The organism is Burkholderia sp. 10_S31 (assembly GCF_056930375.1).
On sequence record NZ_JBXOWK010000003.1, the window covers coordinates 1,399,064 to 1,421,010 of the forward strand.

Genomic DNA, 21,947 nt, shown 5'->3' on the forward strand with positions numbered 1-21,947 from the left:
CGACGACAAGTAACGGCCGTGCCACGGTCCAACAAACAATGAAAAACACACTGACTGCATTCGCGATTGCTCTCTGGGCCCTGACATTCGCCTCCATTGCAAGCGCGAGCGGTACGATCGAGCTGGCGGTTGGCGCGCAGCGGCAGATTTCCGCAGGCCGCGCGCTGCAGCGGGTCGCAGTCGGCGATCCGGCGATCGCCGACGTACTGATCATGAAGGGCAGTCGTTCCGGTTCCGTGCTGTTGACCGCGAAAGCGCCGGGTGCGACGAACGTGATGTTGTGGGAACGCGGGCACGACGAGCCGACGGTCTGGAGTGTCGAAGTCGTCGACGCCGCGGCACATGCGGTACTCGACGGTTCGACGCCGCAGGTGAAGGCATACGGCGGGACGTCGGTGCTGCGGGGAACGTCGGCATCGCTCGACGCTCACGAACGGGCCGTCGCGGTCGCCAAGAATATGAGCCCGAAAGGCACGGTGATCGATCGCTCGACGCTGGCCGGCAAGAACGTCGTGCAGGTCGATGTGCGGGTGGTCGAATTCAGCCGCTCGGTGCTCAAGCAAGTCGGCTTCAACTTCTTCAAGCAGAGCAACGGCTTTTCGTTCGGCTCGTTCTCGCCGGGCGGCGTGCAGTCATACAACGGTGGGTCGGGTCCGGGCACGGGGGGATACATTCCGACGCTTGGCGCACCGATGGCGTCTGCATTCAATCTGGTTGTAAACGCAGCGGGACATGGCATCTTTGCCGATCTGTCGCTGCTCGAAGCGAACAACATGGCACGCGTGCTCGCAGAGCCGACGCTCGTCGCACTGTCCGGCCAGAGCGCCAGCTTCCTCGCCGGCGGCGAGATTCCGGTACCGTCGCCGCAGGGGCTCGGCTCGACCGCGATCCAGTGGAAGCAATACGGCGTCGGGCTGTCGCTGACCCCGACGGTGCTGGGCCCGAACCGGATCGCGCTGAAGGTCGCGCCGGAATCGAGCCAGCTCGACTTCGTGAACAGCGTGACGATCAGCGGCGTCGCGGTGCCGGGCATCACGACGCGTCGTGCCGATACGACGGTCGAACTCGGTGACGGCGAGAGCTTCGTGATCGGCGGTCTGATCGACCGCCAGACGATGTCGAACGTGAACAAGGTGCCGCTGCTCGGTGACCTGCCGATCATCGGCACGTTCTTCAAGAACCTGAACTATCAGCAGAACGACAAGGAATTGCTGATCATCGTGACACCGCATCTCGTCGCACCGATCGCGAAGGGGGCGGTATTGCCGGCGACGCCCGGCGAGTTGTCCGAGCAGCGTGACGGGCCGGTCTGGCGATCCTACCTGGGCGGCGCGGCGTCGCCGGATGCTGCACCGGGGTTTTCGAAATGAATGTGAAGCACTGCGCGTTGCGGCACATCGCTATGCCTTGCGTAATCGGGGGTGTTCGACATGAATGCACGGACCCAATCATTGTGTGAACCCGCCGTGACCGACTACTTCGTGTGTGCATCGACAAAGGAAGCGCATGTGCGCTGGCTGGCCGACACGCTGGTGTCGGCCGGTGCGGTCGAGGCAGCATCGCTGGAACCGGGCGTGCTTGCGCAGCGCATCACGGGGCTCAATCCGGCGCTTGTGTTCATTGACTTCTCCGAACGCAGCGATGCGGCGAGCGTCGCTGCTGCCACGGTGCGCGCAGCGCATCCGGGTCTGCCGATCGTCGCGCTCGGTTCGCTCGCACAGCCGGAGAGCACGCTTGCCGCACTGCGTGCCGGCGTGCGCGACTTCATCGACGTATCGGCATCGGCCGAGGATGCCCTGCGGACGACGCGCGGATTGCTGTCCCACGTCAGCGAGCCGACGAGCCGCCACGGCAAGGTCATCGCGTTGCTCGGGGCGCGTGCCGGCATGGGCGTCAGCACGCTTGCCGCGAATCTCGCGGTCTGGTTGCAGAAGCGGGCGCTCGGCCCGGGGGCGACGGGCGGCCCGGACGGCGGCGCGCCGGTTGGTCGTCAAACCGCGCTGATCGATCTGGGCCTGCCGGCCGGTGACGGCGCGCTGTTCCTGAACACGCGCTGCGAATTCCATTTCATCGACGCCGTTCAGAATCTGCGCCGCATCGACCGCACGTTCGTGAACACAGCGCTCACGCGGCACCAGAGCGGCGTCGCACTGACGACGCTGCCGCCGGACCTCGGCGGGCTGCGCGACGTGTCGTATGCGTCGTGCATCGGCTTGCTGAACCGCTTCCGCGCGTTCTTCGACCAGCAGGTCGTGGATCTCGGCGGGTTCTCGAATCGCGAGTTCGTCACGCAGATCGCTGCAGCGGCTGACGAGGCGTGGCTCGTGTGCGATCAGGGCGTCGCATCGATCGTGTCGGCGGCCGACCTGCTCACCGGGCTACGCGATGCGGGTGTCGATACCGACCGCGTCAAGCTCGTGGTCAACCAGTACGATCCCGCTCTGAATCTGATGCCCGGGCAGATCGCGGAGCGTCTCGGCCTGGCGCTGGCCGGCACCTTGCCCGCGCGTCGCGTCGCGATCGGCCATGCTGCGAACCAGGGGCGGCTCATTGTCGATGCGGCGGAGCGCGATCCATATGTCCGCGCACTCGAATCCCTCGCCGCGCGGCTGCCCGGCGTATCGGGCATGGCAGGCGCGTCGCGCGCCACGCCGGGCCTGTCCGTGCTCAAGCGTTTCATTCAACCCTCGTCCAAGCGGTCATAACCGATGGCACACGACATTCAATTCGCCGACGGCACAGCGCCGTTTTCCCAGACGCAGCAGTTCCACGACATCAAGAATGCCGCGCACGAGCATTTGCTGACGCGCATCGAGGAACTGGGCGCCGAGTTCGGCCGATGGTCCCGCCAGGCGATCAATCAGTTCGTCGATCTCGAGATCGACAGCTTCGTGCGCCTGCGCCGCATTCCGCTCAACGAGAACGAGGTGCGTGCGATCGCGGAAGCGCTGACGAAGGAGCTCGCGGGCTTCGGGCCGATCGAGGATCTGCTCGCGGATCCGGCCGTCGAGGATATCCTGATCAACGGTTACAACGACGTGTACGTGTCGCGTCACGGGATCCTCGCGAAGCTGCCGGTACGCTTCACCGACAACGCGCATTTGCTGCGCATCGTGCGCCGGATCCTCGCGCCGATCGGGCGCCGCCTCGACGAGTCGAATCCGATGGTCGACGCGCGACTGCCCGATGGCGGACGCGTGAACGTCGTGATCGAGCCGCTGTCGATCGACGGCCCGATCGTGTCGATCCGGAAATTCCGCAAGGATCCGCTCAAGCCCTCGGACCTGCTCGGCAACGGCACGTACAACGAAGAGATCGGCGCGCTGCTCGAGGCGGCGGTCGAGGCACGCTGCAACGTGCTCGTGTCGGGCGGCACGAGTTCGGGCAAGACGTCGCTGCTCAACGCGCTCGCATTCCACATTCCGGAGGCCGAACGTGTCGTGACGATCGAGGATACGGCCGAGCTGTCGCTTAATCACCCGCACGTCGTGCGGCTCGAAAGCCGGCCGGGCGGATTCGACGGCACTGGCGTCGTGACGATTCGCGACTTGTTGCGCAACACGCTGCGGATGCGTCCGGACCGGATCATCGTCGGCGAAGTGCGCGGCGGGGAAGTGCTCGAAATGCTGCAGGCCATGAATACGGGCCACGATGGCTCGATGGGCACCGTGCATGCGAGCTCGCCGCGCGAGTGCCTGTACCGTCTCGAGATGCTTGCCGGTTTCGCGGGCTTCCAGGGTACCGAGTCGAGCCTGCGTCGCCAGATCGCGAACGCGATCGACTTCATCGTGCAGATAGGGCGGCTGTCGAATGGACGCCGCCGGATTCTGTCGATCACCGAAGTGACCGGGCTGTCCGACAACATCATCGCGACGCAGGAACTGTATCGCTACGAAGCGCGCGTGACGCCGGAGGGCGAGGAAGTCGATCACTGGGAATCGTTGGGTATCCATCCGCATTCGCCGAAGCTCGTACGTTTCCGCCAGGCGTTGACGAATAGCGGAATGAGCGGCGGTGGGTTCGGCGGCGGCTTTGGCGGCAGCGGTTTCGGTCGCGGCGGAGGCTTCAATGTATAGCGCGATGATTGGGGTGCTCGCGGTCGCGATGCTGTGCGTGGCATCGGCACTGATGCTGTGGCGACATGCGGAAACCCGGCGCGTGCGCACCGATGCGAAGCGCTTCATCGACAGTCGGCTTGAACCCGGTGCACGTGCGGCCGCACCGGCCGCAAGACCGGTCGTATCCACTGCGTCGCGGACTGTGTCGCCATCCGGTGGCGTGGGCAATGCGGTGTCCCGTGCATTCTGGATGCACGGGTATGAGGTCGCAACCGAGTATCTGGCCAACCTCGTGAATCGTGCCGGGATCGAGGGCGCGCGCGGCAAGGCGATCGTCGCGCTGACCGTGCTCGTCGCGATCGCGGCAATTGCTGGCAGCCGCGGCGGCGCGCTCGCGTGTTTCGCTGCGCTTGTTTGTGGGAGTGCGATTTTCGGCATCTGGCTTACCTCGCGAATCCAGCGGCGGCGACTGAAAATTGTCCGGCAGATTCCGTCGTTTCTCGACGGGATTGTGCGACTGGTGACCCTTGGCAACAGCGTCCCAGCCGCATTTCAGGCGGCACTGCTGACGACGGAGGAGCCGCTGCGGGGGTGTCTCGATCACGTGTCCCGGATGTTGCGTACGGGTGTCGAGATCGATCGAGCGATGCTTCATATCGCGAAGATCTACCGGACGCAAGAATTCGAACTTCTCGGATCGGTGCTGCGCTTGTCGGTCAAGTATGGCGGTCGTGCGGACGTGATGCTCGAACGCATGGCCGTGTTCATGCGCGACCTCGAACAGGCGGAACGCGAGCTGACGGCGATGTCGGCGGAGACGCGGTTGTCGGCGTTCGTGCTCGTGATGCTGCCGATCGCGATCGGCAGTTTTGTCGTGATGACCAATCCGAAGTACCTGGAAGGAATGTGGATTGATCAGGGCGGACGAATGTTCCTCATCTTCGCGTTCCTGCTGCAGGTTGCAGGTAGCGTGTGGTTGTATCGAATGGCTCGACTCAGGTGATGCGATGACGGCAACTCAGATCGGATCGGTTGCTCTGGCGCTCGGTGCGCTGGGCGTGCTGTTGCTTGGAATGATCGCATTGCTGCGCGCGAGCGCCGCGTCGCGTGCCGAACGTGCGCTGGCCGATGCGCTCGACCGGCGTATGGCAGCACTCGAAGCGGCCAAGGTACGGACCGCGGTGGAGGATGGTGGCGACACGAAAATGGTAACGCCCGGCCGCCAGCGCATTGAGCGCCTGCTTGCACGATTGTCGGCGGCGGGGATGCGCTGGCTCGATACCGGGTTTGGCAAGCACATTGTCGCGGAAGAGGACCGACGTATTCTCGAGCAATGCGGCTACGTCGACATGCGCACGCGCGGACTGTTTCTGACCGCGCGGCTCGTTTGTGCGATCGGGTTGCCGCTTCTGTTCGCGATATTCGCCAGCGGACACATGAAGGGCGGACACTGGACGATCGGGATGTTCGCGGCATTCGGGCTCGGCTTCATGCTGCCGAAGCTTTACTTGCGACGCCGTGCTGCCACCCGTCGCCAAAGCGTCGTCGATGAACTGCCGCTGTTCGTCGACATGCTGCGCCTTTTGCAGGGCGTCGGACTGTCGCTGGATCAAAGCCTTCAGGTCGTGACGAACGATTTCCGCGGGATGATGCCGGTGCTGTCGTCCGAGGTCGGAATCGCGCAGCGTCAGTTCGCGGCGGGCCGCACGCGCGATCAATCGATGCAGAGGTTGTCGGGCGGGTTCGACAACGAGGACTTGCGTGCGATTACCCGGTTGATGGTGCAGGTCGACAAGCACGGCGGCGCGGTACAGGAGCCGCTCAAGCAGTTCGGCGACCGGCTGCGCGAGACGCGCCGCGCGATGCTCCGCGAGCGGATCGGTCGATTGACCGTGAAGATGACGGGTGTCATGGTCCTGACGCTGTTGCCCGCACTGCTGATCGTGACGGCGGGGCCCGGGTTTCTGGCAGTGATGCATGCGCTGTCGGCGCATCATTGATGGGTGGAAGGAAAGACGATGAAACGGATCAGCAGGATGGCGAGGCACGCAAGTATGGCGACAGCGGTACTGCTGCTTGGCGCTTGTGCGACCAAGGAAAGCGGGTACGGCGTCGGTGCACAGGCCGAGCGCGCTGCGATGATTCAGGCGGCCGACCAGAAACAGGCGGTGCCGGATACGCCCGCGATGTATCTCGGTTTGATCCAGCGAATGCAGGTACAGGGTCTCTATTACGCGTCGCTCGCGCACATCGACGCTTACGACAAGGCGTACGGCGTGTCGCCAGACACGATCTTGCTGCGGGCGGATGCACTGCGCATGACAGATCAGCCGGCTGCCAGCGCCGCAGCTTATACGCAGTTGCTGAAGACGCCGCTCGCCGCTCGTGGTTACCGAGGGCTTGGATTGATCGCCGGTGCGGCCGGTGACTTCGGTCAGGCGGTACAGGCACTGACACAGGCGTCCGAGCTCGCGCCCACGGACGCGTCGCTGCTGTCAGATCTCGCCTATGCAAAATTGCGTAACGGCGACGTGGTCGGCGCGCGGGTACCGCTGATGAAGGCGGCGGAACTGGATCAACGCAATCCGAGGATCGTTAGCAACCTCACGCTGTATCTGCTTGCCGCCGGGCGCATACAGGACGCGCAGCGGCTGATGAATCAGCAGCATCTGCAGGCGGATATCCGCAAGGACATCCTTGGCGATGCCGCGAAAATTTCAGCCGCGGCACGCGCGCGGCAGCGTGCGGTTGCGACGCCACCGGTGGTGTCGCGGCACGCCGCGACCGAGCCGATCACGCCGATGGCAAACAATTTCGGCTATGACCAGACCGTGCCGCTGCTGCAACGGTTTGCACAATGAACAGACAGGTGGGGAACGACATGAACAATAAACATTATCGAAACACGCTTGCGGGTCGCATCGTGGTGCTGGGCGCGATCATGGCGATGGCGATGGGCACCGTAGCCGCACATGCGCAACAGGGTACGGCGCCGGCCGCATCCGACGTCGACCGTTCGACGAGGGAATGGCTCTCGATGCAACGAGACAACCGCGCGGCGGCACCGACGCAACCGATGCTCGGCGACGTCGCGTCGCTCGTCTATCAGCGCTATCTTGATTCGTTCAAGAACAAGATTCCGGATTCGATGAGTACGCAGCTGGGTAGTTCGTCCGGCGGCATGTCGAGTAGTGGGCAGAGTGCGCAGTAAGCGAGATGACGATGCGCGCAGATCAAGCACATGGATCTCGGTGGCGCGGCGCTCGCTGGCCGGGAAAACGACGTCAGCGCGGCTCCATCGTTGTTATGGCGGCGATCTGGGTCATGGTCGCGATCGTCGTGCTCGGGGTGATCGACATCGCGAATCTTTATTTGCAGAAGCGGGATCTGCAGAGGGTCGTGGACTTGGCCGCGTTGGCGGCAGTGCAGCCGATGACGAGCGATCCGACCGGTTGCCTGAACGATGCAAAAAATAATGTGGCGACGAGTGCGAACATCAACGACAAGGGTTATACGTTCACGTTGATAAGCGCCACGGCGACAGCAAGTCCTACCGCGGGAAACGACCAGATTGCCGTCAGTTGCGGGAGGTGGGATCCGTCGACCGCGTACGTGACGCCCGCGCCGACTGCGGCGAATGCGGCGAATGCGGCCCAGGTTACGGCCTACCGGCAGGTGAATTACTTTTTCCTAGGGCTGCTGAACCAATTGAGCGGGCGGCAGGCCGTTGTCTCTGCGACGGCTACCACACGTGCGGCGGCAATCGACACGTTTAGCGTGGGTTCGACGCTTGCGAGCCTGAATACCTCCTCGTCCACGATACTCGATCCGCTACTCACCGGATTGCTGGGTTCCACGACCAACGTCAATGTGGGATTGGCGAATTACCAGGCGTTGGCCGGAGCAAACATCACGCTAGGGCAGTTGGCGAATGTCGCGACCCAACTCGGTACAGCGGGGATGTCGAGCCCGGCCAGCATCGGGAAGTTGCTCGGTCTCGATCTGACCGTATCGGATATTCTGAACCTCGCCGCGACGGCGGTGGGCAGCAATACCACGGCCGGCACGGTGCTCTCTGCGTTGAGCAATAGTGTTGGCGCCAATGTCAATGTCAACAAGATTTCTTTGGGAAGTCTCCTTCAATACTCGGGCAGCAATGCGGAGGCCGCGGCGAGCGCCAGCATCAATGTGCTTCAGTTGTTGCTCACGACGGCGGAGATCGGCGCATACAACAGCGCGCTAACGCTATCGGTCGGTCAAGCCAACTGCCCCGGCAGTGCGTTTTGTCCGCTCATTTCAGCGGTGTCTTCGCTTGTTCGAGTCAATCGCTTGCAATTGCAGGTGCTGGCGCCGCCGTCGATCGGAATTGGCGAAGCCGGACAAGTGAACGGCATCTGGCGCACGCAGGCGTCGCAAGCGGAGATCGGGCTCTACGTCGATGTGCAAGCGCTGTCGGATCCGCCGCCGCTGGGCATTCCTGGGCTGTTGTCGCTTCAGCTTTCGGGGCCACATTTGCCCCTCTATATCATTCTAGGCGGCCCAGGTCGCGCTTGGTTGGCCAATACGAGTTGTCAATCGACTCCGGCATCGAGCACCGCGACGTTTGGCGCGTTGCCGGGCGTGGCGATGATTTGCGCAGGGCAGCAGACTGCCGGCTCAACGAATCTCAATTCGCCAAGTTGCGCGGCCAGCTCGGGTACGATTCCTGTCGCACAGGCGTCAGGGACATTGCTGGGTGTCGGTTTTTCGCTTGCGACGGTCAGCTTGTCGCTACCGAATCCCGTCGCCTATATCGGCAGCACCGTCCCCAGCTACAGCGGGCCACCGTTGCCATCGACCCCGGGCTCGCTCGGCGCCGGCAGCCCTGCGCTGACCTTGCCCAGCTCCCCTTATCGGAACAACTCGCAGTATTCCTTCTGCAATACCAACCCGAGCAACGCGGCGTGTAGTCTCGCCGGATGGTCTTATGAGCCGACCTGGAGCACGTCTTCGACAGCGACCAACTCTCTCAATATGCAGCTGACCGGTCTGTTACAAGGGATTGGAGCGACACAAATTAGCGTAGCCGGCCTGAACCTGTCGCTCGGGACTCTCGGGCAGGTCCTGACGCTACTCATTTCGCCACTGTTGAATCTCGTCAATCCATTGCTCAACACGCTAGTGACGCCATTGTTGACGGCATTAGGATTGCAAATTGGCCAGCTGACCGTGATACAACACAGCCTGACTTGCAACGCCCCGCAAATTGTTCATTGAAAGCATCAACAATGAGACCCACCTCCGCAATCGCAGAACTCGACCTCTACGTCTGGGAAGGCAAGGCGGACATTGTCGACCGCGTTGCCCGCTGCATGGCGAGCTTCGACGTCGAAGTGATCCGCGCCGACAATGCGGAAATCTCGCCGGAACGTGCCGCCTTGCGGCCGTCGCTCGCGATCATCAGCGTGACGATGATCGAGACCGGCGCGGCGTTCCTGCGCGACTGGCAGGCCAACATCGGCATGCCGGTCGTCTGGGTCGGCGCGGCGCGCGGCCACGACGCGTCGCAGTATCCGCCCGACTATTCGCACATCCTGCCGCTCGACTTCACCTGCGCCGAACTGCGCGGGATGATCGGCAAGCTGGTCACGCAGCTGCGCGCGCATGCGGCGGAAACGCTTCAATCGTCCGAACTCGTCGCGCACTCGGAGTCGATGCAGGCGCTGCTGCATGAAGTCGACACGTTCGCCGATTGTGACACCAACGTGCTGCTGCACGGCGAAACCGGAGTCGGCAAGGAGCGCATCGCGCAATTGCTCCACGAAAAGCATTCGCGCTACCGGGACGGCGAATTCGTGCCGGTCAACTGCGGTGCAATTCCGGACGGCCTGTTCGAATCGCTGTTCTTCGGGCATGCGAAGGGCTCGTTCACCGGCGCGGTTGTTGCGCATAAAGGCTATTTCGAACAGGCGGCGGGCGGCACGTTGTTTCTCGACGAAGTGGGCGACCTGCCGTTGTACCAGCAGGTCAAGCTGTTGCGCGTGCTGGAGGACGGCGCGGTGCTGCGGGTTGGCGCGACGACGCCGATCAAGGTCGATTTCCGTCTCGTCGCGGCCAGCAACAAGAAGCTGCCGCAACTCGTGAAGGAAGGCCTGTTCCGCGCGGATCTTTACTATCGGCTCGCGGTGATCGAGCTGAGCATTCCGTCGCTGGAGGAACGGGGCGCTGTCGACAAGATCGCGCTGTTCAAGTCGTTCGTCGCGGAGGTGGTGGGCGACGAGCGGCTTGCGCAGTTGTCCGACCTGCCTTACTGGCTCGCGGACGCGGTCGCGGACAGCTATTTCCCCGGCAACGTGCGCGAGCTGCGCAATCTTGCGGAGCGCGTCGGCGTGACGGTGCGGCAAACGGGCGGCTGGGATGCCGCGAGACTGCAGCGGCTGGTCGCGCATGCGCGCAGTTCCGCGCAGCCGGTGCCGGTGGAGAGCGCGGCGGAAGTGTTCGTCGACCGCAGCAAATGGGATATGAACGAACGCAGCCGCGTGATTGCAGCGCTCGACGCAAACGGTTGGCGGCGCCAGGATACGGCGCAGCAGCTCGGCATCAGCCGCAAGGTATTGTGGGAAAAGATGCGTAAATATCAGATATTCGACGAAGAGCCCGAGACCCGCGAAAGCGAGTAATTAATGGGATAAAATCGCGCTGAATTACAACGACACGGGCGGGTATCAAAGTTCATGAGCCATATGACGGGGTTGGGGCGGGCGTGTGTGTTGCTCGCCATGATGGGAGGCATGCAGGGCGCAGTCGCGCAGGGGTTGGCAGGCAATGCATCGCCGGCGGTACAGCAGGCATCGGCACCGGTGGCGGCGATTCCGGTGATCGATCAGCAGGCACAGACGTCGGCGCAGCCACAGGCGGGCGAAACGACCGGGCCGAGCACGGTCGACGAGTTGCAGCGTCAGATCCAGGCGCATTCGCTGACGGAAATGCGCACCAGCTATAACGGCAGCTACGGCGCGAGCATGCTGTTCAGCGTGAAGGACGGTTCCTATTTCGTCGCGCTGTTCCAGCAGAAGGCATTCTGGCGCGTGATCAAGACTTACGACGAAACGCGGGCGGAAGCGATCTATCGCGATTTCTCGCGGCAGGCGGAACGGCTGGCCGTCAACGAGCTGCGTGCGGCGAAGCTGGAATCGCAGAAGGCACAGATGGACCGGCAGATCGAAGTTACGCAGGAGCGGGCGCGGCGTCTGCAAGCCGACATCTCGATCGCACGCGAGCAGCAGGCTGCGGTCGCGGATCGCCAGAAGAGCGTCCGCAATGAAACGGCGGCGCTGCAGGCGCAACAGGCGGAACTTCAGTCGCAGTTGCGTGCATTGCAGCAGCAGGTGCGTTCGCTGCAGCGCGAGGCCGATGCGGGGTTGCCGACGACGGCACGCTGAGCGACCACCGCACGGCCGGTGCGGCGACATGCCGCGCCGACCCACCAGGAAAAAGGGCAAGCCGGTTGGCTTGCCCTTTTGTTTTACTGGCCGTCCGGCACGATTCGCCGGCGACGCGTGACGATGACCGGGCCGTTGCCGCCGCGCGCATCGGACGGTGACGAGTTGCCCGATGCGTCGCCGGCATCGCGCGGCGCGCCGTAGCTTTCACGCGGTGCGCCATAACCCTCGCGCGGTTCGCGGGAGCCATAGCCTTCACGCGGTTCACGCGAGCCGTAACCTTCACGTGGCTCGCGGGAGCCGTAGCCGCCGTCGCCGCGCGATTCGCGGGAGCCGCCGTGCGAGCCGTACGGGCTGTGGCCGCCGCCTTCGCGGCCGCCCGGCCGACCACCGGTACGCGGGCCGCGGGGGCCACTGCCGCCCGGGCGCGAGCCGCCCGTGTCGAGCTGGATCGTCGAAATCGCACGCTTGTAGATGCCTTGCAGACCCACGGGGGTGCGCAGCATCACCAGGTACTGGTCGAACGACTCGATACATCCCGTCAGACGAATGCCGTTGACGAGATAGATTTCAACACGCTTACGTTCCTTGCGCGCCGAATTGATGAAGTCGTTTTGCGGATGGGATTCTGCGGGATTGGCCATTGAGGTGCGGCAGGAGCCTGCGTCAGAGAATATGTTGTGCGTGTGTGTGGCGTGTTCGCCCACCAAGTGTTTGGCGGGATTTTACCCTGTTCGTTCCGCCAGCGCGCGGTCGTGATTGTGTCGAACCGTAACCCACTATAGACGTTCCCGCGCGTTTTCGCGATTCGGTCAAATGGCTAGCGTCGTTTCGTTACGCCGCGTTACGACTCTCGCATCGGCGTAGCACCTGGCGGCGCGCGGCGGGATTACATTCACCGCGCATGCCGGGCAGGCCGGCGGATCAGGGAACAGGAACATGAACAAGAGGGGATTGGTGGTGTGGATCGGGAGCGTCGCGTTGCTCGCTTCCGGCAGTGCAATGGCGCACGTCGACCTGTCGGTGGGCATCGGCGTGCCGGTCGCGCCGGTCTATGCCGAGCCGGCACCGGTCTATGTGGCGCCGCAGCCGGCGGTGGTTGCGTATCCGGGTTATGGATACGATTACTACGGTGACGAGGACGACGACGGCTACCGGAAATGGCGCAAGCACTATTACAAGCATTGGCGCAAGCATCACGACGATGACGACGATTGAGCGCGACGGGTGTGGTGCCGATGACGATCAGAGCGCGTAGTCCGGGTTTTTGGATCGAACGCGGATTCGTCGAGCGTCGGCGGCGCGATTTTCTCGATGATGAGCCGCTCGAAGAGCTTGCCACGGCCGTCATGGGACTCGACGGTCCGGAAGCAGGGCGTGCAGGTCGAGCCCGAGGATTTCCTTCTTCGCGCAGAACTGTGGCCGGCCGGCGCCAGCTCCGCCGGCGGCGCGGCCCCCTGCGTCGCACTCGCGCCATCGGCCGCTTCGTGCGCATGCAGGCCCGGGCTGTGCGAGCAACAGCATTCAGGCGACTGCAGCGGCGGCGGCATCCGCCGTGCGGCGCTTGATTCTTTCGTTCATCGACAGGGTCTCCCGGAGCGATGCGGCGTTCAGCCTTGCTTCGCGGCCTTGATCCTGGCAAGTTCCTCGTCGCGCAGTGCGCGGCGCAGGATCTTGCCGACGCTCGTCTGCGGCAGCGCGTCGCGGAACTCGACGAACTTCGGCATCTTGTATCCGGTCAGGTTCTTGCGGCAGTGCGCGAGCACATCATCGACCGTCAGCGTCGGGTCGCGGCGCACGACGAAGACCTTGATCCGCTCGCCCTGCACTTCGTCCGGGATACCGATCGCAGCGGCTTCGCTGATGCCCGGATGCATGACCAGCACTTCCTCGATCTCGTTGGGGTACACGTTGAAGCCCGAGACGAGGATCATGTCCTTCTTGCGGTCGATGAGGCGGATGAAGCCGCGCTCGTCCATCACGCCGATGTCGCCGGTGCCGAGCCAGCCGTCGGCGTCGATCACCTTCGCGGTCTCGTCGGGCCGCTGCCAGTAGCCGCGCATCACTTGCGGACCGTGCACGCATAGCTCGCCCGGCTCGCCGATGGCGGCCCAGGTGCCGTCCTCGCGGCGAAAGCGCACGAGCGTCGACGGTGCGGGCAGGCCGATCGAGCCGCTGAACGCGGCCATGTCGTTCAGGTCCACCGGGTTCATCGTGACGATTGGCGAGCATTCGGTGAGCCCGTAGCCTTCGACGACCGGCCGGCCCGTAACCTGCTGGAAGCGCTCCGCGACCGCGCGCTGCATCGCCATCCCGCCCGCCATCGCGAGCTTGAGCTTCGAGAAGTCGCGCTTGCGGAATTCCTCGTTGTCGAGGAACGCGTTGTACAGCGTGTTGATGCCGGTGATACCAGTGAACGTTTCGTTGCGAATGATCTTCATCACCATCTTCATGTCGCGCGGGTTTGCGATCAGGATGTTGCGCCCGCCGAGCCCCATGAAGATGAACGCGTTCACCGTGAGCGAATAGATGTGATACAGCGGCAGCGGCGTCAGCACGGTCTCGACGTCGCCGGAGACTTGGTCGGCGATCCACGCCTTGGCTTGCAGCAGGTTCGCGATCAGGTTGCCGTGCGTGAGCATCGCGCCTTTTGCGACGCCCGTCGTGCCGCCCGTGTATTGCAGGAACGCGAGATCGTCGCGCGTCGTCTGCACCGGCTGCGGTTTGCCGCGTGCGCCGAGCGCGAGCGCGGAGCGCAGCCGGATCGATTGCGGCAGGCTGTAGGCCGGCACGAGCTTCTTTACGTGCTTGAGCACGAAATTGATCAGGCGTCCCTTCGCATTGAATCCGTCGGCGAGCAGATCGCCGAGCGCGGTGACGACGATGTTCTTCACCTGCGTTTCCGGCAGTGCGTCCTGCAGCGTGTGTGCGAAGTTCTCGAATACGACGATCGTCTGCGCGCCGCTGTCCTTCAGCTGGTGTGCGAGTTCGCGCGCGGTGTAGAGCGGATTGACGTTGACGACGATCGCGCCGGCCTTCAGCGTGCCGAACAGCGCCACCGGGTACTGAAACGTGTTCGGCAGCATGATCGCGACGCGATCGCCTGGTTTCACGCCGGTGCTTTGCAGATACGACGCGAACGCATCGACTTTCTGCGCGAGCGTGCGGTAGGTCATCGATGCGCCTGCGCTCACGTAGGCGACCCGATCGGCGAAGCGCGTCGTGCATTCGTCGAAGAACTGCACGAGCGATGCGTATTGCGTGACGTCGATCTCGTGCGGTACGCCGGGCGGATACGACGCGTACCAGATACCGTCGCTGTTCGGCGGGAGCTGGGCCGTTGTGATTGCTGCGGATGATGACATGATGTGTCTCCGGTGTCGGTGAGAGTTAGCGCTTTAGCGCTTACTCTCACCCCATGCTTTGCGGTCGGTGAGAGTCAGTGCTTTAGCGCTAACTCGTACCCCATGCTTTGCGGTCGGTGAGAGTCAGTGCTTTAGCGCTAACTCGTACCCCACGCTTTGCGGTCGGGCAGATTTAGCGCTTCAGTGCTTGCACGCACCCCATGCTTTTCGTCGACGAGCGCAAGCCAGCCGTGGCTCCCGCCGCATGACATTCGTTCGGCCCGGGCCCGCGCATCAACGTCGGCCCGGGCTGCGTATATCCGTGAATCGCCGCGTGTGTGGCCTGACGCGATCAGCTCGCCGAATGCGCCGCCGCCGTGTCGACAGCGGCCGTACCCGATGGCAGTCCGAACGCTTCGCTCGCGCCCGCATCGTCGAGCACGGCCGCGAAGATCGACAACTGCGCGCTGTCGGGCATCGGCGCCTTCAGCGCGGCGACGATCAGCGAGGACAGCCGCGCGATCATCTGCACGTCGTTCATCGTGCGGCCTTGCGAGAATTCGTCGATCAGGCTTTCGGTTTCGGCACCGGCCAATGCGCCGGACAGCGCGCCGATCGCGAAGTGCAGTCGCCAGCCGAGCTCCGTGCGCGGCAGATGCGGCAGCGCGCGCTGGAACGCATCGAAGAAGCGGCCCGCGACGCTCGCATAGTGCGCGGTCAGGAAGTTGCGCACGAACGGCGACGGGTCGGTGTACGCGCGGCCGATCAGACGGAGGAACGCGGGGCCGCCGCGATCGGGGTCGCGCGACGCCTTCAGCGCGGGAATGAACATCGCGCCGAGCACGTGCTCGCAGGTGATGTGCGCACCGAGTTGCGCATCGAAGCGGTCGAGGATGCCGAGGCGTTCCTGGTTGAGCTGATCGAGCCGACGCGACAGCATCGCGTGGATCAGCGCTTCCTTGCTGCCGAAGTGGTAGTTGACCGCGGCGAGGTTGACCGCCGCGCGTGACGTGATCTGCCGCATCGACATCGCTTCGAAGCCGTGTTCGATGAACAGATCCTCGGCCGCATCGAGAATGCGTGCCTTCGTCCCGCCGGTCTGCCGATTGCCGGATGACCGCGTCCCGGACGGCCGTCCTGCGGGCTGCCGCCCCTCCTGACTTACTGCCATGTCCCGCCTCCCAATGCCGGTCGCCCGGCCGCGAACAGGTGATTTGTTTGTCTGATTCAAACAGTCGTTTTTATTAAGATAAAAAAACGCGGGCGGCGCGGGCAAGCGGGGAATCTGGACAAATTCCTCTAGTTCGATGTGCAGGTGCGGAAACCATCGCATGCCGCCCCGGCGGGGCGGGGCGCACGCGATGATGCAGTGCGGCAACGCGCGGGTTCAGCCGACGGTGGTACGCGTATTGACCGATTGCGTCATGTCGATACCGCGCCGTTCCCGGCTGAACAGGATCAGCACGGCGATCACGACGGCCACGATGCCGGCCACGAGCGCCAGCGCGAAACTGTAGTCGTTGCCCTGCGAAACTGCGAGCGACGCCTGCATCGTCGCGTTACCGGACGCGAGCAGGTTGCCGAGCTGGTAGACGACGCCAGGGAAGGTCGCGCGGATCTCGTCGGGCGAGATCTCGTTCAGATGGACGGGGATCACGCCCCACGCGCCCTGTACCGAGATCTGCATCAGGAACGCGCCGGCGGCGAGCGCGACCGGGCCGCTCGAGAACGCCCACAGCGGCAGCACCGGCAGCGCGATCAGTGCCGCGATGAAGATCGCGCGACGGCGGCCGATCCGCTCCGAGATTGCGCCGAACGACAGGCCGCCGACGATCGCGCCGATGTTCAGCACGATCGTGATCCACGACACCGTGTGCGGATCGAAGTGATGCTGTTCGCGCAGGAAGGTCGGGTAGAGATCCTGCGTACCGTGCGAGAAGAAGTTGAATGCGGTCATCAGCACGATGGCGTAGATCGTGAGCTTCCAGTTCTGCTGCAGCGTGGCGCCGAGGCCCGGCCGCGAACGCTTCTCCATCTGCTTCCAGGCCGGCGATTCGGGCACGTGCGCACGTACGTACAGCACGAGCAGCGCGGGCAGCACGCCGACCATGAACATCCCGCGCCAGCCGATGTACTGGTAGAACAGGCCGAACACGACGGACGCGAGCAGATAGCCGCTCGGATAGCCGGCCTGCAGCAAGCCCGACACGAAGCCGCGCGCGTGGGTCGGCACGGTTTCCATCGTCAGCGCGGAGCCGACGCCCCATTCGCCGCCCATCGCGATGCCGAACAACGCGCGCAGCACCAGCAGCGCGGTCAGGCTTGGCGCGAAACCCGACGCGAGCTCGAGCAGCGAATAGCACGCGATGTTGACCATCAGCGTCGGGCGGCGGCCGAAGCGATCGGCGAGCCGGCCGAAGATCAGCGCGCCGATCGGGCGCATCGCGAGCGTCAGCGTGAGCGCGAATGCGACGGCGGGGATCGTCGATGCGAATTCGGCGGCGATGTCCTTCAACACGAAGACCATCAGGAAAAAGTCGAACGCGTCGAGCGTCCACCCGAGATAGGCGGCGATCGTGACGTTGCGTTGTTCGCGGGTCCAGCTCATGTCCGAGGTCTCCTCGTTGGCTTGCGCGCTCACGATCTGCAGGCGGATGCCAGCCCGGCTTGCGCGCGGCGCGGGGGCATGGATCGAGTGTAGGCCGCGGCGCCGTCCGATGTGGGGCGCGATAATCGCGAATCGGGAATAATCCCTATGAAATGAACTGTTGAGAAAGCGGAAATGGTGCGCGCGAGACAAGCGTCAGGCGTCTGTATCATTCTGGAAGGCTTTCTGTATCAGTTTCGTAATACGCGCGATGCGCAACGCCATCGAATCAGGAGTCCAGATGACTGAACCATCCGTTGCCACGTTGCCCGTCCTCGAGACAGAGCGGCTGGGGCTGCGCCCGCGCATCCTGGCCGACCTGGACGCGAGCATCGAGATGGATCGCGATCCCGAGGTGACGCGGTACATAGCCGGCCCGTGGCATGACCCGGACCAACATCACCGCTTCGTCACGCACCGGATCACGCGCGAGTATCCGCCAGGGCTCGGCTACTGGTCGATCTTCGAGAAGGCCGCGCCCGACGCGTTCATCGGCTGGATCCTGCTGATTCCCGACTATGCGGACGGCGCACGCGACGTCGAGATCGGCTGGCGGCTCGTGCGCGCGGCATGGGGGCGCGGCATCGCGTGCGAAGCCGCCGCGGCTGTCGTGCGCCATGCGTTCGACACCGTACGGCTGCCGCGCGTGATCGCCGATATCGCCGAGGCGAACACGGGCTCGCTGAACGTCGCACGCAAGCTCGGGATGCGGCGCGTGAGCGTCGTGCACGATGGAATTCCTTACGTGCGTCATCGTCTCGAGCGCGACGACCTGCGCGCATGACGCGGTAACGCGACGCGGCTGCGCGGCTTGTTGTCGGAGAGAGGTCAAACGCTTGCGTATCGAGGCCGCGACGTATTAACGGTTCGCACGATCAGGAGTATCGTTGCCGGAAATTCGCAACATGGGGTACGACCATGGCACTCGGCAACGACGTTCATCTCATTCCCGTCCGGCTCGATGCACTGCGTCCGACGCAAATGACGGTCGGCTATCGCGAAGTGAAAGCGAAACGCAAGCACTGGAAGGCGCTCGACAAGCGCGCACGCAAGGCCGCGATCGAATCGCACTGGTTTCCGGCCGTCCTCGGCCCGGGTGGTCTGCACTACATCACCGATCATCACCATCTCGGCCTCGCGCTGATCGAGGAAGGGGAGACGCGCGTGAACGCGATGCTGCTGAAGGATCTGTCGTGGCTCGACGACACGATCTTCTGGCGAATGATGGAACACAACCAGTGGGTGCATCCGTTCGGTGCGGACGGCTCGCGTCGTGACTACGCGCATCTGCCGAAGGCGCTGACGGGGCTCGAGGACGATCCGTACCGGAGCCTCGCGGGCGAATTGCGCACGGCCGGCGGCTATGCGAAGGATGCGACGCCGTTCAGCGAGTTCCTGTGGGCCGACTACCTGCGTCAGCACGTGACGCTCGACCAGATCCGCAAGAGCTTCTCGAAGGCGCTCGATATCTCGCTGCGCCGTGCACACGACCAGGACGCGCGCTATCTGCCCGGCTGGTCGGGTGTCATTGCCGTCAAACCCTGATACGGGCCCGGCGCCTGCTGCCTCATGACGACCGCCTCGACCCGTCCGGATGCCGGCCCGCAGCATCCCGAGCATTTCGCTGCACTCGATGCGGCAACGCCGTCGACGACGCGGCGCATCGCCCTCGATGCGCTGGCTGGCCTGTCGATCGCCGGGCTGTTGATTCCCGAGGCGGTCGCGTATGCGGGGCTCGCCAACCTGGCGCCGCAGGCTGGCCTCATCGCGTTGCTGTCCGGGCTCGTCATCTATGCGCTGACCGGCAGCAGTCGCTTTGCGATCGTGTCGTCGACTTCATCGTCGGCGGCGGTGCTCGCGGCGACCGTGCTGGCCGAATCGGGGATGGCGCTCGCCGCGCAGCTCGCGCTGGCGGCCGCACTCGTCGCGATGACCGGTGTGCTGTTCATCCTGGCGGGCCTCGCGCGACTCGGCGGCATGTCGGATTTCGTCGCGCGTCCGGTCCTGCGCGGTTTCACGTTCGGACTGGCGCTGACGATCGTCATCAAGCAACTGCCGAAGATTCTCGCGATTTCCGTGCGGCACAGCGATGCGCCACATGTCGCGCTCGAGCTCGTCACGGGTGCGCCGCATGCGAACCTCGCAAGCGTTGCGCTCGGCGCGACCGCGCTTGCGCTGTTGTTCCTGCTCGGGCGCAGCAAGCGCGTGCCGGCCACGCTCGTCGTGATCGTGCTGTCGATCGCGGCCGGCTATGTGCTCGACTGGCAGCACTACGGGATCGCGATCGTCGGACACATCGATTTACGGCACCTCGAATTCGGACTGCCGCATCTCGACCGCAACGCGTGGATGCAGACGATCGAGCTCGCGTTCGCGCTGATGCTGATCCTGTATGCGGAGTCGTACGGGTCTATCCGCAACTTCGCGCTGAAGCACGGCGACAGCGTGTCACCGAACCGCGACCTCGTCGCGATCGGCTGCGCGAATCTCGTGTCGGGGCTGCTGCACGGGATGCCGGTCGGCGCCGGCTATTCGGCGACGTCGGCGAACGAGGCGGCCGGCGCGCAATCGCGCCTCTCGAGCCTGTGGGCAGCCGGCGTGGTCGCGCTGATCGTGTGGCTGCTGCTGCCTCAGCTCGCGCGCACGCCGGAGCCCGTGCTGGCGGCGATCGTGATCTTCGCGGTCAGCCACTCGCTGCATCCGTCTGTATTCCGGCCGTACTGGGTGTGGCATCGCGACCGGCTCGTCGTGATCGCCGCGCTGCTCGCGGTGCTCGTGCTCGGCGTGCTGCACGGGCTGCTCGCGGCCATCGGCGTGAGCCTGTTGCTGACGCTGCGCAAGTTGTCGGAGCCGAACGTCAGCGTGCTCGGCCGGCTGCGCGACGGGCACGACTTCGTCGACGTCGCGAATCACGCCGACGCGAAGCCGGTGCCCGGTGTGCTGATCGTGCGGCCCGAGGCACAACTGTTCTTCGCGAACGCCGATCGGATGCTCAATCGTGTGCGCGCGCTGATGAAGGCCGCGCCCGATACGCATATTGTGCTGCTGAGTCTCGAAGAAACGCCGGACGTCGACGGCACGACGATCGAGTCGTTGCGTACGTTCGCGGCAGAGTGCGCGGCACGCGGGCTGCAGCTCGCGATTGTGCGGCTCAAGGAGCACGCGCTGCGTGCGCTGCGGCGCGCGGCCGACGATACGCTGCGCGACGATGCGATGTCCGAATTGAGCGTCGACGAGAGCCTGCAATTGCTGCGGGCGCGCGGTAACGGCGGTACTGTCGGGAAGGCCGGCGCGTGACGATGCGGCGCGTATGCACCGCTTGGTGCTTTCGGATGTCGCCTGGTGCGATAGCGCGGCGTCGGCTGGCTCGGTGCTCGCGCGGGCGGCCACGACATCGGCTACTTCGGCAGCCGTCGCCGTATACCCTTGTGCCGCGGCGGTGCTGCGGTTGAGCCAAGCGGGCGGGCAGGGCCGGCGTCGCGCGCGGCGGCGCAGCCCGGCACCGCCCGGGGTGGTTGGTCGCGTAGCGCGATCAGCGCGGGCTGCTCCAGCCCTTGTAGCTCTTCACGTTGTCGCGCGTGACGAGCGTCGGCTCGATCAGGATCATCGGGTTGGCCGGCTTCTGGCCGTTCATGATTCCGTAGCCGACGTTGACGGCCTGCTGCGCCATCGCCCACGGGTCCTGGCTCGACGACGCCTGCACGAGCGTGTTGGACTTCAGCGCCACCTCGATGTCCGGCGCGCCGTCGACCGACGTGATCACCACGTTCGGGCGATTCAGCTGCTTCGCCGCGAGATCGCTGCCGATCGCCTGCGGGTCGTTGATCGTGAACACGCCGTCGAGCTTCGGAAAGCGCGTCAGGTAACCCTGCATCGTGTTCATCCCGCCTTCGCGCGAGCCCTTGCCGTCCTGGTCGCTCGACAGCAGCTTGATGCCCGGATTCTTCGCGAGCGCGGCCTTGCAGCCGTTCACGCGATCGATCACGGCCGACACCTGCGGGCCGTTCTCGATGATCACGTTCCCCTTACCGTTGAGCTTCTTCGCGAGGTAGTCGCACGCCAGCTCGCCGGCCTTCACGTTGTTGGTCTGCACGGTCGCGTTCGCGCCGGCGGCCGCGACGTCCACCGCGACGACCGTGATGCCGGCCGCCTGCGCCTTCTTCACCGCCGGCTCGATCGCCTTCGGATCGGTCGCGTTGAGCAGGATCATGTCGACGTGCGCGGAGATGAAGTTGTCGATCTGCGTGAACTGCTTGTTCAGGTCGTAGTCGGCCGATACCGCGGTGACCTTCGCGTTCGGATTGAGCTGTTTCGCGCGCGCTTCGGCGCCTTTCACGATCGTGACGAAGTACGGGTTGCCGAGCGATCCGACCGTGACGCCGATCGATTTCAGCGGCTTGTCGGCTGCATGGGCGGCGGCAGCGCCAAAGGCGAGCGCGCAGGCGACGGCGGTCAGGGCGGCTTGGTGCTTGAACAT

19 protein-coding genes and 1 pseudogene are annotated in these 21,947 nt (G+C 64.5%); 14 read left to right on the top strand and 6 right to left on the bottom strand.

Going from position 1 to position 21,947, the window contains the following annotated elements; genetic code table 11:
• The first annotated feature begins 38 nt into the window (after positions 1–38).
• The 10 genes from AC1Z3W_RS26530 to AC1Z3W_RS26575 are packed head-to-tail and all read left to right on the top strand — an operon-like array spanning position 39 to position 11,479.
• On the top strand, positions 39–1,370 hold the full coding sequence (locus AC1Z3W_RS26530; protein WP_124835086.1) for a type II and III secretion system protein family protein: 1,332 nt from the start codon (positions 39–41) through the stop codon (positions 1,368–1,370).
• Positions 1,371–1,430: 60 nt separating this feature from the next.
• Positions 1,431–2,705 carry a fimbrial protein gene (locus AC1Z3W_RS26535; protein WP_483508788.1) on the top strand — a complete coding sequence of 425 codons (1,275 nt, stop codon included), beginning with the start codon at positions 1,431–1,433 and terminating at the stop codon, positions 2,703–2,705.
• A gap of 3 nt (positions 2,706–2,708) precedes the next feature.
• Positions 2,709–4,076: a TadA family conjugal transfer-associated ATPase gene (locus AC1Z3W_RS26540; protein WP_124835084.1), complete on the top strand. Its 1,368-nt coding sequence runs from the start codon at positions 2,709–2,711 to the stop codon at positions 4,074–4,076.
• Complete coding sequence (locus tag AC1Z3W_RS26545) at positions 4,069–5,061, top strand: type II secretion system F family protein (protein ID WP_124835083.1); 993 nt, start codon at positions 4,069–4,071, stop codon at positions 5,059–5,061. Before AC1Z3W_RS26540 ends, AC1Z3W_RS26545 begins: the two co-directional genes overlap by 8 nt.
• Before the next feature lie 4 nt (positions 5,062–5,065).
• Positions 5,066–6,058, top strand: coding sequence for a type II secretion system F family protein (locus AC1Z3W_RS26550; protein WP_124835082.1), 993 nt, complete (start codon positions 5,066–5,068; stop codon positions 6,056–6,058).
• 18 nt (positions 6,059–6,076) lie between these two features.
• Complete coding sequence (locus tag AC1Z3W_RS26555) at positions 6,077–6,919, top strand: tetratricopeptide repeat protein (protein WP_483508790.1); 843 nt, start codon at positions 6,077–6,079, stop codon at positions 6,917–6,919.
• Between the two features lie 20 nt (positions 6,920–6,939).
• Complete coding sequence (locus AC1Z3W_RS26560; protein ID WP_483508791.1) at positions 6,940–7,269, top strand: DUF3613 domain-containing protein; 330 nt, start codon at positions 6,940–6,942, stop codon at positions 7,267–7,269.
• An 11-nt stretch (positions 7,270–7,280) separates the two neighbouring features.
• On the top strand, positions 7,281–9,314 hold the full coding sequence (locus tag AC1Z3W_RS26565) for a pilus assembly protein TadG-related protein (protein WP_483508792.1): 2,034 nt from the start codon (positions 7,281–7,283) through the stop codon (positions 9,312–9,314).
• Between the two features lie 11 nt (positions 9,315–9,325).
• Positions 9,326–10,717, top strand: a complete 1,392-nt coding sequence (locus AC1Z3W_RS26570) for a sigma 54-interacting transcriptional regulator (RefSeq protein WP_483508793.1) — start codon at positions 9,326–9,328, stop codon at positions 10,715–10,717.
• A gap of 54 nt (positions 10,718–10,771) precedes the next feature.
• Complete coding sequence (locus AC1Z3W_RS26575) at positions 10,772–11,479, top strand: DUF2968 domain-containing protein (RefSeq protein WP_057924341.1); 708 nt, start codon at positions 10,772–10,774, stop codon at positions 11,477–11,479.
• 83 nt (positions 11,480–11,562) lie between these two features.
• Here AC1Z3W_RS26575 and hfq read toward each other — a convergent pair whose 3' ends face one another.
• A complete protein-coding gene (gene hfq / locus AC1Z3W_RS26580; protein WP_483509602.1) occupies positions 11,563–12,123 on the bottom strand; it encodes an RNA chaperone Hfq in 561 nt (186 codons plus the stop codon).
• A gap of 295 nt (positions 12,124–12,418) precedes the next feature.
• Between hfq and AC1Z3W_RS26585 the strand changes: the two genes are divergently transcribed.
• Complete coding sequence (locus AC1Z3W_RS26585) at positions 12,419–12,697, top strand: PXPV repeat protein (RefSeq protein ID WP_057924343.1); 279 nt, start codon at positions 12,419–12,421, stop codon at positions 12,695–12,697.
• 27 nt (positions 12,698–12,724) lie between these two features.
• Here AC1Z3W_RS26585 and AC1Z3W_RS26590 read toward each other — a convergent pair.
• The 4 genes and pseudogenes from AC1Z3W_RS26590 to AC1Z3W_RS26605 form a co-directional block, all read right to left on the bottom strand.
• Positions 12,725–12,907: pseudogene (locus AC1Z3W_RS26590) on the bottom strand (DUF1571 domain-containing protein); the annotation flags it as partial.
• Positions 12,908–13,089: 182 nt separating this feature from the next.
• The gene (locus AC1Z3W_RS26595; RefSeq protein ID WP_483508794.1) at positions 13,090–14,844 is read right to left on the bottom strand and encodes an AMP-binding protein; all 1,755 of its coding nucleotides are present in this window, start codon (positions 14,842–14,844) and stop codon (positions 13,090–13,092) included.
• A gap of 331 nt (positions 14,845–15,175) precedes the next feature.
• Positions 15,176–15,994, bottom strand: a complete 819-nt coding sequence (locus AC1Z3W_RS26600) for a TetR/AcrR family transcriptional regulator (RefSeq protein WP_057924345.1) — start codon at positions 15,992–15,994, stop codon at positions 15,176–15,178.
• A gap of 216 nt (positions 15,995–16,210) precedes the next feature.
• The gene (locus AC1Z3W_RS26605) at positions 16,211–17,431 is read right to left on the bottom strand and encodes an MFS transporter (protein WP_483508795.1); all 1,221 of its coding nucleotides are present in this window, start codon (positions 17,429–17,431) and stop codon (positions 16,211–16,213) included.
• 280 nt (positions 17,432–17,711) lie between these two features.
• On the opposite strand from AC1Z3W_RS26605, the gene AC1Z3W_RS26610 reads away from it, so the two are divergent.
• The 3 genes from AC1Z3W_RS26610 to AC1Z3W_RS26620 all read left to right on the top strand — a co-directional run bounded on the left by AC1Z3W_RS26610 (position 17,712) and on the right by AC1Z3W_RS26620 (position 20,767).
• Positions 17,712–18,254: a GNAT family N-acetyltransferase gene (locus AC1Z3W_RS26610; protein WP_124835076.1), complete on the top strand. Its 543-nt coding sequence runs from the start codon at positions 17,712–17,714 to the stop codon at positions 18,252–18,254.
• 134 nt (positions 18,255–18,388) lie between these two features.
• On the top strand, positions 18,389–19,015 hold the full coding sequence (locus AC1Z3W_RS26615) for a ParB-like protein (protein WP_057924347.1): 627 nt from the start codon (positions 18,389–18,391) through the stop codon (positions 19,013–19,015).
• A gap of 24 nt (positions 19,016–19,039) precedes the next feature.
• Positions 19,040–20,767, top strand: a complete 1,728-nt coding sequence (locus AC1Z3W_RS26620; protein WP_483508796.1) for a SulP family inorganic anion transporter — start codon at positions 19,040–19,042, stop codon at positions 20,765–20,767.
• Between the two features lie 235 nt (positions 20,768–21,002).
• Here the strand turns inward: AC1Z3W_RS26620 and AC1Z3W_RS26625 are convergent, their stop codons facing one another.
• Positions 21,003–21,947: an ABC transporter substrate-binding protein gene (locus AC1Z3W_RS26625; RefSeq protein ID WP_483508797.1), complete on the bottom strand. Its 945-nt coding sequence runs from the start codon at positions 21,945–21,947 to the stop codon at positions 21,003–21,005.